The organism is Paraburkholderia sp. GAS333 (assembly GCF_050435665.1).
Taxonomy (GTDB): domain Bacteria; phylum Pseudomonadota; class Gammaproteobacteria; order Burkholderiales; family Burkholderiaceae; genus Paraburkholderia; species Paraburkholderia fungorum_A.
The window spans coordinates 165,639-179,478 of record NZ_JBNDKS010000002.1 but is presented as its reverse complement, the minus strand read 5'-3'; the positions used below and the strand labels follow the sequence as shown (position 1 = coordinate 179,478).

12 protein-coding genes, 1 tRNA gene and 2 riboswitches are annotated in these 13,840 nt (G+C 62.2%); of the genes, 6 read left to right on the top strand and 7 right to left on the bottom strand.

The window, feature by feature from the left end; genetic code table 11:
- Positions 1 to 58 precede the first annotated feature (58 nt).
- From gcvH to ABH945_RS10025, 4 genes are all read right to left on the bottom strand, one after another.
- Entirely contained in the window at positions 59 to 439 is a 381-nt protein-coding gene (gene gcvH, locus ABH945_RS10040; RefSeq protein WP_074762523.1) for a glycine cleavage system protein GcvH, read from the bottom strand.
- A 126-nt stretch (positions 440 to 565) separates the two neighbouring features.
- Complete coding sequence (gene gcvT, locus ABH945_RS10035; RefSeq protein ID WP_429250467.1) at positions 566 to 1,684, bottom strand: glycine cleavage system aminomethyltransferase GcvT; 1,119 nt, start codon at positions 1,682 to 1,684, stop codon at positions 566 to 568.
- Between the two features lie 80 nt (positions 1,685 to 1,764).
- Positions 1,765 to 1,933, bottom strand: a riboswitch (glycine riboswitch).
- A gap of 35 nt (positions 1,934 to 1,968) precedes the next feature.
- Positions 1,969 to 2,069: riboswitch (glycine riboswitch) on the bottom strand.
- A 144-nt stretch (positions 2,070 to 2,213) separates the two neighbouring features.
- On the bottom strand, positions 2,214 to 2,561 hold the full coding sequence (locus ABH945_RS10030) for a hypothetical protein (RefSeq protein ID WP_074762521.1): 348 nt from the start codon (positions 2,559 to 2,561) through the stop codon (positions 2,214 to 2,216).
- A gap of 211 nt (positions 2,562 to 2,772) precedes the next feature.
- On the bottom strand, positions 2,773 to 3,822 hold the full coding sequence (locus tag ABH945_RS10025; RefSeq protein ID WP_429250466.1) for an oxidoreductase: 1,050 nt from the start codon (positions 3,820 to 3,822) through the stop codon (positions 2,773 to 2,775).
- Between the two features lie 496 nt (positions 3,823 to 4,318).
- On the opposite strand from ABH945_RS10025, the gene ABH945_RS10020 reads away from it, so the two are divergent.
- On the top strand, positions 4,319 to 6,409 hold the full coding sequence (locus tag ABH945_RS10020) for a UvrD-helicase domain-containing protein (protein WP_429251078.1): 2,091 nt from the start codon (positions 4,319 to 4,321) through the stop codon (positions 6,407 to 6,409).
- Between the two features lie 233 nt (positions 6,410 to 6,642).
- Here the strand turns inward: ABH945_RS10020 and ABH945_RS10015 are convergent, their stop codons facing one another.
- On the bottom strand, positions 6,643 to 7,539 hold the full coding sequence (locus ABH945_RS10015; protein ID WP_074762519.1) for a c-type cytochrome: 897 nt from the start codon (positions 7,537 to 7,539) through the stop codon (positions 6,643 to 6,645).
- Positions 7,540 to 7,812: 273 nt separating this feature from the next.
- Here ABH945_RS10015 and ABH945_RS10010 point away from each other — a divergent pair.
- Positions 7,813 to 7,888: transfer RNA gene (locus ABH945_RS10010), tRNA-Arg, on the top strand.
- 31 nt (positions 7,889 to 7,919) lie between these two features.
- Here the strand turns inward: ABH945_RS10010 and ABH945_RS10005 are convergent.
- Both ABH945_RS10005 and ABH945_RS10000 read right to left on the bottom strand, forming a co-directional pair.
- Positions 7,920 to 8,213, bottom strand: coding sequence for a phage head closure protein (locus tag ABH945_RS10005; RefSeq protein WP_429251077.1), 294 nt, complete (start codon positions 8,211 to 8,213; stop codon positions 7,920 to 7,922).
- Between the two features lie 503 nt (positions 8,214 to 8,716).
- Positions 8,717 to 9,313 carry a YdcF family protein gene (locus tag ABH945_RS10000; protein ID WP_429250465.1) on the bottom strand — a complete coding sequence of 199 codons (597 nt, stop codon included), beginning with the start codon at positions 9,311 to 9,313 and terminating at the stop codon, positions 8,717 to 8,719.
- A gap of 6 nt (positions 9,314 to 9,319) precedes the next feature.
- Here ABH945_RS10000 and ABH945_RS09995 point away from each other — a divergent pair, with 6 nt between their 5' ends.
- From ABH945_RS09995 to rfbH, 4 genes are all read left to right on the top strand, one after another.
- Complete coding sequence (locus tag ABH945_RS09995) at positions 9,320 to 9,940, top strand: formyltransferase family protein (protein WP_429250464.1); 621 nt, start codon at positions 9,320 to 9,322, stop codon at positions 9,938 to 9,940.
- Positions 9,941 to 10,511: 571 nt separating this feature from the next.
- On the top strand, positions 10,512 to 11,285 hold the full coding sequence (rfbF, locus tag ABH945_RS09990) for a glucose-1-phosphate cytidylyltransferase (protein WP_429250463.1): 774 nt from the start codon (positions 10,512 to 10,514) through the stop codon (positions 11,283 to 11,285).
- A gap of 2 nt (positions 11,286 to 11,287) precedes the next feature.
- A complete protein-coding gene (gene rfbG, locus ABH945_RS09985) occupies positions 11,288 to 12,355 on the top strand; it encodes a CDP-glucose 4,6-dehydratase (RefSeq protein WP_429251076.1) in 1,068 nt (355 codons plus the stop codon).
- 171 nt (positions 12,356 to 12,526) lie between these two features.
- Positions 12,527 to 13,840, top strand: coding sequence for a lipopolysaccharide biosynthesis protein RfbH (gene rfbH / locus ABH945_RS09980; protein ID WP_429250462.1), 1,314 nt, complete (start codon positions 12,527 to 12,529; stop codon positions 13,838 to 13,840).

Below are 13,840 nucleotides of genomic sequence, written 5' to 3'. Positions count from 1 at the left end.
CTGTTGCAGCGTTTCAGGAAGAACCCGCCGCACCTGACGGGTTAAACGTAAAGGTAAATCAGGCGCCGATCGACTTCGAGTACGCGTCGGCGTCGATCAGACGGTCATGCGTCGCGCCGTCGGCCGGCTTGATCTTGAAGAGCCAGCTTTCGTACGGCGTGCTGTTGACCGAATCGGGCGTGTCGGCCACGGCCGTGTTCGCTTCGATGATCTCGCCCGAAACCGGCGCGTAGATATCGGAAGCGGCCTTCACCGATTCGATGACGGCGACGGTGTCGCCGGCGGTCACGGTCTTGCCCAGTTCCTGGACTTCGAAGAAGACGATATCGCCGAGCGCTTCCTGCGCGTGGTCGGTAATGCCGACCGTCAGCGTGCCGTCCGCTTCGGTGCGGACCCACTCGTGCGATTCGGTGTATTTCAGATCGGCCGGGATGCTCATCGGATGCTCCTATGCGGTGATTCGGTAGTGACTTAAATGGGGAAGGTCCCAAGCCTGGCGATTTGACCCGCCAGGCTCCTCATCTGCGAGGCAAAAAATTTTCTGAGGGACGCACGCGCGGGCTGCTTAAACCGCCAGCACCTTGCCGTTGCGCACGAATGGCAGTTTTACCACGCTTGCGGGTACGGCCTTATCGCGAATCTGAACGTGAACGGTGTCGCCCACTTGCACGCCTTTGGGCACGCGCGCGAAGGCGATCGATTCCTGCATCGTCGGCGAAAACGTGCCGCTGGTGATTTCGCCTTCGCCGTGCGGCGTGACGACTTTCTGATGAGCACGCAGCACGCCCGCCGCCTTGCCGTTTTCCTTCAGCAGGATCAGGCCGACGAACGCAGCCTGCGAACCGTTCGCTTCCAGCTTCGCCTTGCCGACGAAGTCGCGCGGCGAGGCCAGGTCGACGGTCCATGCGAGACCGGCGTCGAGCGGCGACACGTTGTCGTCCATGTCCTGGCCGTAGAGGTTCATGCCGGCTTCGAGGCGCAGCGTGTCGCGCGCACCGAGACCGGCGGGGCGCACGCCTTGGGCCTGCAATGCCTGCCAGAGTGCTTCGACGTGATCCGCCGGGACGATGATTTCGAAGCCGTCTTCGCCGGTGTAGCCGGTGCGTGCGACGGTCAATTCGCCGAACGGCGTTTCTTCGATTCGGACGGCGTTGAACGGTTTGAGCGCTTCGGTGGCGGCGCGAGCGGCCGGCACGGTTTGCCAGACTTTTTCGCGCGCATTCGGGCCTTGCACGGCGACGATCGCGTAATCGCGGCGCGGCGTGATGGTCAGGCCGAAGCCGCCTTCGGCGTTGAGCTGGCCGAACCAGGCGATGTCTTTATCGGCAGTGCCCGCGTTCACGACGACACGGAAGTGATCTTCGCCGAAGTAATAGACGATCAGATCGTCGACCACGCCGCCATTCGGGTTCAGCAGACACGAGTAGAGAGCGCGGCCCGGCGTTTGCAGTTTGCCGACGTTGTTGGCGAGCGCGTATTCGAAGAACGCACGCACGCGCTCGCCGATGAAGTCGACGACGCACATGTGCGAGACGTCGAACATGCCGGCGTCGGTGCGCACGGCGCGATGTTCGTCGATCTGCGAGCCGTAGTTGACGGGCATGTCCCAGCCGCCGAAATCGACCATGCGGGCGTTGAGCGCACGATGGGTGGCGTTGAGCGGGGTGTGTTTGAGTTCGGTCATGGGGCCTCGGGCATCTCGCGAAACAAAAAAGGCCATGCGGCGCTACGCCTCGCGGCCGAATGCCTGCGAGCGTGGTTCTGCATGACCCCTCTGTCCTCGATACCTGAGAGATTGCGCCGCCGTGACGACGTTGCCAGGAACGTTGATTCGTCACGGTGAGACGCGCGCCCCTTCGGTGGGCAGCTTGCCTGAATCTGTTCGCTGTTTGGACGATACAGATGGCTACTGCCGCTCTCCAGAGTGCGAAAAACCGGATGCCTCGGTGCTGCATTGAAGCGGGTTTTTCGACGCGGTCGGTCCTTTTGCCTGAGAGTTTGCGGGTATGCCCCTTCGGCGGCGCGGCCTGCGAAATCCAGCGGCCAGCGCTCTCTCCCGACGCGTGCGGCGAATGTACGCGACGGCCGGAGGCTTGTCAATTGAAGGCCCGCAGGCCGTGTGGGAGTAAGCGCAGCGGTTTTTACACGCCAAAAAAAGCGCGGGACGTGATGCCCGCGCTGGTGTTGCAGAGGTTATGGAAACGCCCGCGTGTTTACTCGCCGATGGCGTGCGCCGCGTTATCCAGTTCCTGATTCAGCACGCGTTGCTCTTCGGACGAAAGACCGCCGCCGTGTTGTGCGGCCATGTCGTGCGCTTCCTGGCGGATCACTTCCAGACGATGGTGCAACGCGCCGCCTTGCGGGGGCGGGTAATAGCCCTGATTCACGTGGTTATCGATCCGGCGACCGAGGTTGTCGATCCGGCCGTCCACCTGATGCAGGCGCTGATCCGCGATCTGCTGCGGGTTGGGACGCGGTGCCGGTGCAGGTTGCTGCACGACGCAGGCGGCAAGTGACGTCAGTAAAGCGCACGCGGCAATCGCGCGGATAGTTCGAGGCATGGTTTCTCCGGAAATCTTTGTCTTCGATGGTGCTACGTGGGTAGCAACGGATGGTGGCGGATTTGCGCTGACGGCGCAGGCGGGATGTTTTGTAACGTTGTGTACCTGTCATGTAGCTGTTCTTTTGTCAGGTAAAACGCGCCCGCGCGGCACTTGCGGCGCGGGCTGTTTTTGGTACACAGCCCGCCGCGCCGCGCAGGAAAAAACGATGTCAGCGGATTCGCTCGAACGGCAGGCGGCAGCCTTCTTCGGAACTACGCGCGGCCAACTCGATGATGGTCATCACGTCGACGGCGTCCTGAGCGGTGACCGGGAACGCGACGCCATTTTGAATGGCGTCGGCCAGCGCGATATAGAAGCCCGTGTAGTCGCCATTGCGCGTCGGCACTTCGCGTTCCACTTCCTGATCGCCTTCGAGCACGCGCAGCACGCCCGCCGTGTTGCCGGCGCCGAAGCCTTCATCGCCGGGACGCAGACCGGCTTTCAACTGGTCTTCCTGCGTGTCGAGCCCGTATTTCACATAGCTCCCCCGCGTGCCGTGGATCGTAAAGCGCGGCGCGACCAGCGCGGTCAGCGCGCTCGCGTGCAGTACCACTTCGAACTCGCCATAACCAAGCTGAATGTGTACGTAGTCCGGCGCGCTAGCGTTGTCGCGATGCGTGCGCACCGTCGCCGATACGGTTTGCGGAGCGCCGAACAGAGCCAGCGCCTGGTCGACCAGATGCGGCCCGAGGTCGAACAGCAAGCCGCCGCCACGCGACGCCTCTTCGCGCCAACGCTGACGCACTTCCGGCCGGAACCGGTCGAAATGCGATTCGTATTGCGTGATGCGCCCCAGTTCCACGCGCGCAAGCAGATCGCGGACGGTCAGGAAATCGCCGTCCCAGCGCCGGTTGTGAAAGGGCACGAACAATTTGCTGCGAGCGAGCGCGATGTTCGCGAGCGTGTGGGCTTCGGCCGCGGTTAGCGTCACCGGTTTGTCGACCACCACGTGCTTGCCGGCTTCGAGCGTGCGGCGCGCGAGGTCGAAGTGGGTGTCGTTGGGCGTCGCGATCACGACGCAGTCGATATCGTCGAGCGCGAGCAGCGCGTCGAGATCGGCGACGATTTTTGCGTGCGGATAATCGGCCAGCGCGCGCTCGGGCTGACCGGTCGCGATGGCGGCGACGCTCGCGCGTCCGCAATGTGCGATCACCGGCGCATGAAAGGTCGCGCCAGCAAAACCGTAACCCATCAATCCAATCTTCAGCGATGCGGACATGCGTGTCTTCCTGCAGAAACGGCGCGCCGTTTTGCCACCGCGGCGACGGCGCGCAACACCGTAATTGTGGCATGTCCTGACGGGCGAGCGGCAGGCGCGTGGCAGGTGATTGGCGTATGGTGCGGCTGCGCGAGCCGGTCGGCGGCGGGGTTTCTGTCGTGGGCGTTCGCGGCCAAGGCGCTTAATGCGCGTCGCCATTCGACGGAAAGAGGTGTCATTTTTCACGGCGATTCGTTTCGAAAGACCGCCTTTGCCGGACTTCGAAGATGCAGCTAACCGCACCTATTTGAGGACACGTGTCGTCAGCGTGCGGGCCTGGCATCCGTGTTAACATCGCTCCTCTCGCGCGATTCGCGGCGGGTCAGATCACCTTCGCACGCTTGCGGAGCACCCGATCCGGCCGACGGCGCGCAGCATGCCCCCGGGCCTTCGGCCGGTGTTTTTTCTCACCGGCGCGCCCACAAACCGCAGTTTCAACCGCATCACCATCCAGACGATGTCCGCAGGCCTGAACCCCGCTCAAAATGAAGCGGTCCGTTATCTCGACGGTCCGTGTCTCGTGCTCGCCGGCGCAGGCAGCGGCAAGACGCGCGTGATCACGCAGAAAATCGCGCACCTGATCGAAGCCAAAGGCTTCGAGCCGCGCCACATCGCCGCCGTCACGTTCACGAACAAGGCCGCGCTGGAAATGCGCGAGCGCGCGGGCAAGCTGCTCGAAGGCAAGACGCTCACCACGCCCGGCAAGGAAGGCCGCAAGGTGCCCGTCAATCAGTTGACGGTGTGTACGTTCCACTCGCTCGGCGTGCAGATTCTTCGGCAGGAGGCGGAACACGTCGGCTTGAAGCCGCAGTTCTCGATCATGGATTCCGACGACTGCTTCGGCATGATCCAGGAGCAGGTCGGGTCCACGGACAAGGGTTTTATCCGCAAGATCCAGTCGATCATCTCGCTGTGGAAGAACGGCATGATCATGCCGGAGCAGGCGATCGCGATTGCCGCGACCGAGGACGAGCATCAGGCCGCGATCGTCTACCGCAATTACGTGGCGACGCTGCACGCGTATCAGGCGGTCGATTTCGACGATCTGATCCGCTTGCCCGCCGAACTCTTCGAGAAGAATGAGCAGGTGCGCGACCGCTGGCAGAACAAGCTGCGTTATCTGCTGATCGACGAGTATCAGGACACCAACGCGTGCCAGTACGAACTCGTCAAGCTGCTGGCCGGCAAGCGCGCGGCGTTCACGGCGGTGGGCGACGACGATCAGGCCATTTACGGCTGGCGCGGCGCCACGCTCGAAAATCTCGGCCAGCTGAGCAAGGATTTTCCGAAGCTGCATCTGATCAAGCTCGAACAGAATTACCGCTCGACGGTGCGCATTCTGACCGCTGCGAATAACGTGATCGCGAACAACCCGAAGCTGTTCGAGAAGAAGCTGTGGTCCGAACACGGCATGGGCGACACGATCACCGTCACCGGCTGTAACGACGAAGAGCACGAAGCGGAGTCGGTCGTGTTCCGTTTGTCGGCGCACAAGTTCGAGCGGCGCGCGAATTTCCGCGACTACGCGATCCTGTATCGCGGCAATTTCCAGGCGCGTATTTTCGAGCAGGTGCTGCGTCGCGAGCGGATTCCCTATGTGCTGTCCGGCGGCCAGTCGTTCTTCGACAAGGCCGAAATCAAGGATATCTGTGCGTATCTGCGCCTGATCGCCAATGCGAACGACGACCCCGCGTTCATCCGTGCGATCACCACGCCGCGCCGTGGCGTCGGCAATACGACGCTCGAGGCGCTCGGCTCGTTCGCGGGTCAGGCGAAGGTGTCGCTGTTCGAAGCGGTGTACATGGGCGGGATCGAAGCGCGCCTGTCGCCGCGTCAGATCGAGCCGATGCGCGTGTTCTGCGACTTCATGCAGCGCCTCACCGATCGCGCGGAGAAGGACGCAGCGGGCCCGCTGCTCGACGAACTGATGGACGCGATTCACTACGAAGCGTATCTGTATGACGCGTTCGACGAACGTCAGGCGCAGTCCAAGTGGCAGAACGTGCTGGAGTTCATGGAGTGGCTCAAACGTAAAGGCACCAAGGCCGAGCCTGCCGATGCAGCTAACAGCGAAGCCACCGGCTACGACACCGCCGACGGTCTCGGCGATACCGGCAAGAACCTGCTCGGTCTGATTCAAACCGTCGCGCTGATGTCGATGCTGGAAGGCCGTGAGGAAGATCCCGATGCGGTGCGTCTGTCGACCGTGCATGCGTCGAAGGGTCTGGAATATCCGCACGTGTTTCTGGTGGGCGTCGAGGAGGGCATCATGCCGCACCGCGGCGGTCCCGATGACGAGCCGATCGACGACGCGCGCATCGAGGAAGAACGCCGTTTGATGTACGTCGCGATTACGCGGGCGCAGCGCAGCCTGCATCTGAACTGGTGCAAGAAACGCAAGCGCGCGCGCGAGACGGTGGTGTGCGAGCCGTCGCGGTTTATCCCCGAGATGCTGCTGGACGATGCACCGCCGCCCACGCCGGAAGAAGCGCCGATGTCGCCGAAAGACCGGTTGGCGAGTTTGAAGGCGCTGTTGCAGAAGCCTTGAGCGGGCGGATGGGGGATGGAGCCTGCGAGTCGATGGTGGTGTTTTTGTGCTCGCGCCCAGGCTGGTGCTTGCTTGGTTTGCCTCGCGGCTCGTACTCCCGGAGGTTTTCCATCGCGCCAGCGCGCTGAACAATCAGTGCGCATAAAAAAATCCCTGCTTGCGTTTTGCGCAAAGCAGGGATTTTTTATGTCTACTGCAAGTGAAAGCCGTAGCGCGACGATCAGCGCCGCGCCTTACTTCACAGCGCTAACCATGTAGTCGACCGCCGCTTTCACATCGGCGTCGGAGGCATTCGAGCCGCCCTTCGCCGGCATCGCGCCCTTGCCGTGCAGCGCGTAGTTATAGACCGTGTCCATCGGCTCTTTCAGACGCGGCGCCCAGGCGTCCTTATCGCCGAATTTCGGTGCGTTCAACACGCCCGCCGCGTGACACGCCTGACAAACCTGCTGATACAACGCCTTGCCGGCTTGCGACGCGTCCGCGCTTTGCGTGCCGCCCGCCGCCGGTGCGGCTGCCTGGGGCACGCTTGCCATCGCCGCCATCGCTGCGGCGGCCTGGGCCGCGCCGGCATCCGATGCGCCTGCCGGTGCAGCAGCGGGCGCGCCGGACGCGGCCGCCGCGCCCGCTGCTGGCTGCGCCGGTTCGGGGAAGCTGGCGCCGGAGTTGTTCGCCATATAAACCACGGCGCGGGCGATTTCGAAATCGCTGTAGTCGTCCGGGCTGGTGCCGCCGCGCGGCGGCATGGCGCCCTTGCCGGACAGCGCCGTATGCCACAGCGTGTCGAAGCCCTGCGAGATACGCGGCGCCCAGTCGGCGGTATTGGTGAATTTCGGCGCGCCCGCCGCTCCCGACGCGTGACACGCCGAGCAAACCGCCTTGTAAACCTCTTCGCCGCTCTTGTACACGCGCGGCGCATTGGCGTCGCGAATATCGACCTGAGCCAGCGGCTTGATGCGGGACGTGACCTGGTCTTCGGAGAGAGAGTCGGTGCCGGCGCCCGTGCGGGTCGAATTATCGACGTAGACGGCCAGCAGAACGATGATGACGATTGGCACAGCAAACCCGGCGATGATCGCGGCGATGAGCTGTCCTGGTGTTTTGATTGGGGCTCCGTGGGGTGCTTCGCTCATGCTTGTCTCGTCTCCGTGGGTATGTGAGCGGTACAGCGTGACGGCAACTTCTTGTTTTTGATCAGCCACGGACGATTATAGACGCAAGATTTCAGCGGCGGCGAGGCGCGCGGCGGGCTGTTCAGCAGGCGTTTACCCGAAGCGCGAAGCGCGGTTGACGGGCGCGAGATCGTGTCATATGGGCCGTCAGGTGGACGGTCGGGCCGAAACCGGGTATTCTTGCGGTCTTGCTTTGGCGTCGCATCCGTTCCGGTTGCCGCGCTTTTGCGTGAAGCGCCCGTAGCTCAATGGATAGAGTACTGCCCTCCGAAGGCAGGGGTTGCTGGTTCGATCCCAGCCGGGCGCACCAAGTCTGACAAGGGTTTCGGCTCGATGCTCACTTAGCTCAGACCAAAATTCAGCCAGGCCCGAGCCTCGGGCCGCACAAAGCCGATCAGGTTGCCGACGCACACATCAGCACAGGCTTCCGTTTTCTGGTTTGGGATCCGCACCGACTTAATGTCGTACCGAGTCCTGTCATGCGTTACGCGATCAATAGCCACTAGCCTTGCGCAGTAGCGGATTCGAGCCCGCGTCGTCATCTTTGATTGCTCCACCCCTGTCACAAAATATTCCTTGCCGTTGAGCGGTTCGATGGACGCTGGCCGACTGCCGAGCGTCTGCCATTCGTCAATCGGCCGTCACAACTCGTCTTGCCTTGTACCGATGCTTGGGCGTGACGCCGTCACGCCTGCCACGATCCCGTCAATCCGCCTTTGCTCTTTGACTTGCTCGGCTTGATGTCGCCAGCCGTTCCCTGCTCAGCGACCCCGTTTGATTCCATCCGGCACAACGCGAGTTGCGAAGCGTACTGTGTGGAAGGCGTATCCAATGGTGAAAGCCAACTGCAGCGCGGCTGAAGCGAATGATGAAACCATCGCCTTGCTCGAGCAAAATCCGAGCAGGCAGTGGAGCCGACTGTCATCAGGGTCGTATTCCCGCCACGGGTGAGCACGCCGCTCCCATGGCCTGTCGGCGCCGCGCTTCCGGTGGGCGCGTGGATCGGGCGCATCGGACGAATTGGCGCGCTTTTCGCCCGTATTTCCCCGCGTTGTTCTTACCTCTTGTGACGGATACTGCGCAACGAACGACAGGGATTTTCCCTGAGTTGGCGGCTGATTGGCGCCAGCGCGTTACGTCAGGCCCGAGGATAGACGTCGCCGTTGTAGAACGGATGACGCTCGCGCAATCGCTCGAAGATCGCGTCTGTATCGCCGGGCTTGACTCCGGCGAACGTGGTGCGGAATGCGTCGAGCGAACGCGCCTCGCTGGTCAACTGCGAGGCGGTCGCGGAATCGCCGGCGCCAGTGATCTCGATGTGGAACGACGGACCGTAGACAAAGGTGAAAATTTCGAGTGTACGGGCAGCGTGATAGTGGCTTGTCGCGACAAGGATCCGTGGACCGCCGAACGTGGCGGCAAGGTTGCGGCGCGTGAAGACGGCATCGCCGACGGTGTCGCGCGATGCGATCTCCACGATGACGCGCGACGCATCGACGTTGCGGTGTTCGATCGCGTAGCTGCGCATCGCATCTGCGATGCAAATGTCGGAGTCGTCGCGATAGTCCCAGCCGCACATCACCAGTAACGGCGCCTGTCCGGTTTCGATTGCTTCGATAGCAACGTCGATTCGCGCGCGGGTTTCATCATTCAGATTTCCCTCCGCGTCCATCAGATTCGCGAGGACGATGACGGCGTCATAACGAGCGCGAGTGAAATCTTCAGGGTTTGACATAGGGAAATGAAAGTACTGTTTTTAACGAGTGGAGAGCAGGCGCGGCGCCTGGCCGGCTGGATCGGTGAGCGTGAAACGCTGATCTTGCGGGAGACGCCCGTGAGCGCGCAGGATATCGCAACTCTCGCGCCGGACCTGATTGTAAGTCACTCGTACCGCCACATTCTGCGGCGCGATGTGCTGGCGGCAGCGCCGGACCGTTTCATCAATCTGCATATTTCGCTGCTGCCCTATAACCGCGGCGCCGATCCGAACTTGTGGTCGTTTCTCGACGCAACGCCGAAGGGCGTGTCGATCCATCTGATCGACGAGGGCATCGACACCGGCCCGCTTCTGCTGCAACGCGAAGTGTCGTTTGTTGAAGGCAGCGAGACGCTCGGTAGCAGCTACGCAAAGTTGCAACAGGCGATCAACGATCTGTTCGTCGAGAACTGGTCTTCGCTGCGCGACGGGCGAATCGCGCCGCGCGTGCAAAGCGGCGCGGGCACGTTTCATCGTGGGAGCGAATTCGCGGTGCTCAAGGATGCGCTGCTAGGCAACGAAGGATGGGATGTCCCGATCACCGTTCTCAGGCAGCGCTACCGCGCAATGTCCGCCGATGCGGCGGGCGCCGGCGGGTCGGCATAGCCGATCGATGCACGCAGTAGCGCGCTGTCTTCTTGCAAAAAGCAAAGCCCGGTGACGATCGAATCGTCACCGGGCTTTGCTTTTTCTGCCTCTGACGCAGCCCGCCAAGTGGCGAGCTGAATTCCTTACTCGACATCCGCCGCGGGCACGCACGAGCAGAACAGATTGCGATCGCAGTACGCGTTATCAGCGCGGCCGACCGGCGACCAATACTTTTTCGCGACAGTGGCGGCACGCGGAACGGCTCGGCGAGTTGTTGCGACGCCGGCGCCAGGCAAGCGCTGGAGTCAACGCAGAACAACATGCGCGCGAACGGTACGTTGCATTGATTCCGCCTGTTCTGCAGGGCGCTTGCGTGGAAGTCGGTTTGATAGAGCTGCAACGACCGGTTAACGGTGTGCCTTTATTCTTTCTGAAAACTCATTGAAGCCGGGGGCGTCCGGCAATGCCGGGAAGCAGCGTCATACAGCATTTGCGCGATATCCGGCCATTTGTGACATCTATCTGCCGATTTGAACTTCGATCGCCCAGGCTAGCATCGACAGGTCAAAAATTACCTTGAGGGCGGTCCGTGAAAGCAGTCATTCTCGCAGGCGGCCTCGGCACGCGGCTGATGGAGGAAACCACGCTGAAGCCGAAGCCGATGGTTGAGATCGGCGGCAAGCCGATGTTGTGGCACATCATGAAGATCTATGCCGCGCACGGCATCAACGACTTCATCGTATGCGTCGGCTACAAGGGCTATCTGATCAAGGAATATTTCGCCAACTACATGCTGCACAACGCGGACATCACGTTCGATATCGCGCGCGGCAAGGTGGAAGTCCATCAGCACACGGCCGAGCCGTGGCGCGTGACCGTCGTGGATACCGGCGAGAAGACAATGACGGGCGGACGCCTGAAGCGCGTTCGCCGTTATCTCGGCGAAGACGATTTCTGCATGACATATGGCGACGGCGTTGGCGACATCGATATCTCGGAGCTGATCCGCTATCACCGCACGCATGGCTGCTACGCGACCGTGACGGCCGCGCAGCCTCCGGGCCGTTTCGGTGCACTGAATGTGGACGGCGACAAGGTCATCTCTTTCAAGGAAAAGCCGCAAGGCGACGGTAGCTGGGTGAACGCGGGCTTCTTCGTGCTCAATCCGCGCGTGCTCGACTTCATCGATGGTGACGAAACCTTGTGGGAGCAGGAGCCGATCGAACGGATTGCGAGCGAAGGGCAACTACGCGCTCACTATCACAACGGCTTCTGGCAGCCGATGGATACGCTGCGCGACAAGACGATGCTCGACGGCCTATGGAATTCCGGCACGGCGCCGTGGCGGCACGCGGCATCATGAGCATGTCTGATTTCTGGCGGAACCGCCGGGTCTTCCTGACGGGGCACACGGGCTTCAAGGGCAGTTGGCTTGCGCTGTGGCTCAGCCACCTGGGTGCGCGCACCACGGGCTTTGCATTGCCGCCGCCCACCACGCCCAGCATGTTCGAGCTGGCGAACGTCGGCGCGCACCTCGAATCCGTGATCGGTGATATCAACGACGCCGGGCGGCTGAAGCAGGCGCTGCAGGCCGCGCAGCCCGAAGTCGTGTTTCACCTGGCCGCGCAACCGTTGGTGCGCGAAAGCTATGCCCAGCCCGCGGCGACGTTCGCCGCGAACGTGATGGGCACCGTCAATCTGCTCGAAGCCGTGCGCGAAACACCGTCGGTGCGCGCCGTCGTCGTGGTGACGACCGACAAATGCTACGACAATCGCGAATGGGTCTACGGCTACCGTGAGACTGATCCGCTAGGCGGACACGATCCCTACAGCGCCAGCAAAGCGGCCGCGGAAATTGCCACGAATGCATGGCGCTCGTCGTTTCTCGATGCAGCGGGCGTTGTCGTCGCGACGGCTCGAGCGGGTAATGTGATAGGCGGCGGTGACTTCGCGCCCGACCGGCTGCTACCCGATTTCGTCCGTGCGATCTCGCGCAATGCCGAACTCGAAATCCGCTTCCCCGATGCAGTGCGCCCGTGGCAGTTTGTGCTCGAACCGCTGCGCGGCTATCTGGAACTCGCGGAGCGCGCGGTTCGACGCGAGCCTGGTATCGCCAGCGCGTGGAATTTCGGTCCGGACGAAGGCAGCGTGCGCACGGTCAGGCAGGTGATCGAGCGGTTCGCGCAGGCGACGGCATGGCGCGAGCCGCCGCGCGTGCATTTCGGTGCGGTCACGAAGCAGCCGCACGAAGCGACGCTGCTTAAGCTCGATACGTCGAAAGCACGCGCGCGCCTTGCGTGGGAGCCGCGCCTCGATCTCGACGAAACACTTGTTTTGACGGCGCAGTGGTATCGAGCGTGGCTCGAGCGAGCCGATCTGCGCGGCGTCTCGCAGCATCAGCTCGAACAGTATCTCGCCAGCGCAGCGCGCTAGCTGACCCGCTCGTTCCCGGTCGGGCGGCAGGCGCACGAATTGCCAGTGAAAGTGGCCCGTATTCAGCCGTTAAAAAACGCTCGTCATTCGTACACTGTGATCAGGTAATCCGCGACTTTGGCCGGCGTGCGCAATGCACGTCAGGCTATGCAACACAGACAGGCAAATCAGATGAGTCAAGAAGCGCTGCGGCGAGAAATTCTCGAACTGGTCGATCGTTACGCGCAGGTGAGCTGCGCGCCGAAAGCGTTCGTGCCGGGCGACACTATCGTTCCACCCGCCGGCAAAGTGATCGGTGCGGGCGAACTGAAAAACATGGTCGAAGCGTCGCTCGATGGCTGGCTGACGACGGGCCGTTTCAACGATCAATTCGAGGCGTCGCTCGCGCGCGTACTCGGCGTGCCGTATGTGTCGACAGTCAACTCGGGATCGTCGGCCAATCTGATCGCGTTCTCAGCACTGACCTCGCCGCGTCTAGGCGAGCGCGCGATCCGCCCCGGCGATGAAGTGATTGGCGTGGCGGCAGGCTTTCCGACCACGGTCAACCCGATCCTGCAATTCGGGGCCGTGCCCGTATTCGTCGATATCGACATTCCGACTTACAACGTCGACCCGGAGCTGCTCGAAGCCGCAATTTCGCCGAAGACGAAGGCGATCATGCTCGCGCATACGCTCGGCAATCCGTATAACCTCGAAGTGGTGACGGCGCTGTGCCGCAAGCACAACCTGTGGCTGATCGAAGATTGCTGTGACGCGCTCGGCGCGACGTTTCAGGGGCAACTGGTCGGCACGTTCGGCGACATCGGCACACTCAGCTTCTATCCAGCGCACCACATCACGATGGGCGAGGGCGGCGCGGTGTTCACGCGTCACGCTGAACTCAAGCCGATCATCGATTCGTTCCGCGACTGGGGCCGCGACTGCTACTGTGCGCCCGGCCGCGATAACACCTGCAACAAGCGCTTTTGCTGGAAGCTCGGCGACCTGCCCGCAGGCTACGATCACAAATACATCTACTCGCATCTCGGTTACAACCTGAAGATCACCGACATGCAGGCCGCCTGCGCGCTCGCGCAGATGGACCGGCTGGACGGCTTCATCGAGAAGCGCCGCAGCAACTTCGCTTTTCTGCGCGAGCGTCTGAAGACCTGTGAAGAGTATCTGATTCTGCCCGAGCCGACGCCTGGCAGCGAGCCGTCGTGGTTCGGCTTCCCGTTGACGTTGCGCGAGAATGCGCCCGTGAGCCGCAACGATCTTCTGGGATATCTCGATCAGAAGAAGATCGGCACGCGCCTGCTCTTCGGCGGCAATCTGCTCAAGCAGCCCTACATGAAAGGACGCAACTATCGTGTCGCGTCCGACCTCACGCAGACGGATGTGGTCATGCATCGCACGTTCTGGATCGGCGTTTATCCTGGACTGACGGAAGAGATGCTCGAATTCTCGGCGAGTTCGATCGAGCAGTTCCTTGGCGTTGCTTTCTGA

Excerpts from the sequence above, each read along its gene's own strand:
- gcvH (WP_074762523.1), bottom strand. The coding sequence starts at position 439 with ATGAGCATCCCGGCCGATCTGAAATACACCGAATCGCACGAGTGGGTC.
- gcvT (WP_429250467.1), bottom strand. The coding sequence starts at position 1,684 with ATGACCGAACTCAAACACACCCCGCTCAACGCCACCCATCGTGCGCTC.
- ABH945_RS10030 (WP_074762521.1), bottom strand. The coding sequence starts at position 2,561 with ATGCCTCGAACTATCCGCGCGATTGCCGCGTGCGCTTTACTGACGTCA.
- ABH945_RS10025 (WP_429250466.1), bottom strand. The coding sequence starts at position 3,822 with ATGTCCGCATCGCTGAAGATTGGATTGATGGGTTACGGTTTTGCTGGC.
- ABH945_RS10020 (WP_429251078.1), top strand. The coding sequence starts at position 4,319 with ATGTCCGCAGGCCTGAACCCCGCTCAAAATGAAGCGGTCCGTTATCTC.
- ABH945_RS10015 (WP_074762519.1), bottom strand. The coding sequence starts at position 7,539 with ATGAGCGAAGCACCCCACGGAGCCCCAATCAAAACACCAGGACAGCTC.
- ABH945_RS10000 (WP_429250465.1), bottom strand. The coding sequence starts at position 9,313 with ATGTCAAACCCTGAAGATTTCACTCGCGCTCGTTATGACGCCGTCATC.
- ABH945_RS09995 (WP_429250464.1), top strand. The coding sequence starts at position 9,320 with ATGAAAGTACTGTTTTTAACGAGTGGAGAGCAGGCGCGGCGCCTGGCC.
- rfbG (WP_429251076.1), top strand. The coding sequence starts at position 11,288 with ATGTCTGATTTCTGGCGGAACCGCCGGGTCTTCCTGACGGGGCACACG.
- rfbH (WP_429250462.1), top strand. The coding sequence starts at position 12,527 with ATGAGTCAAGAAGCGCTGCGGCGAGAAATTCTCGAACTGGTCGATCGT.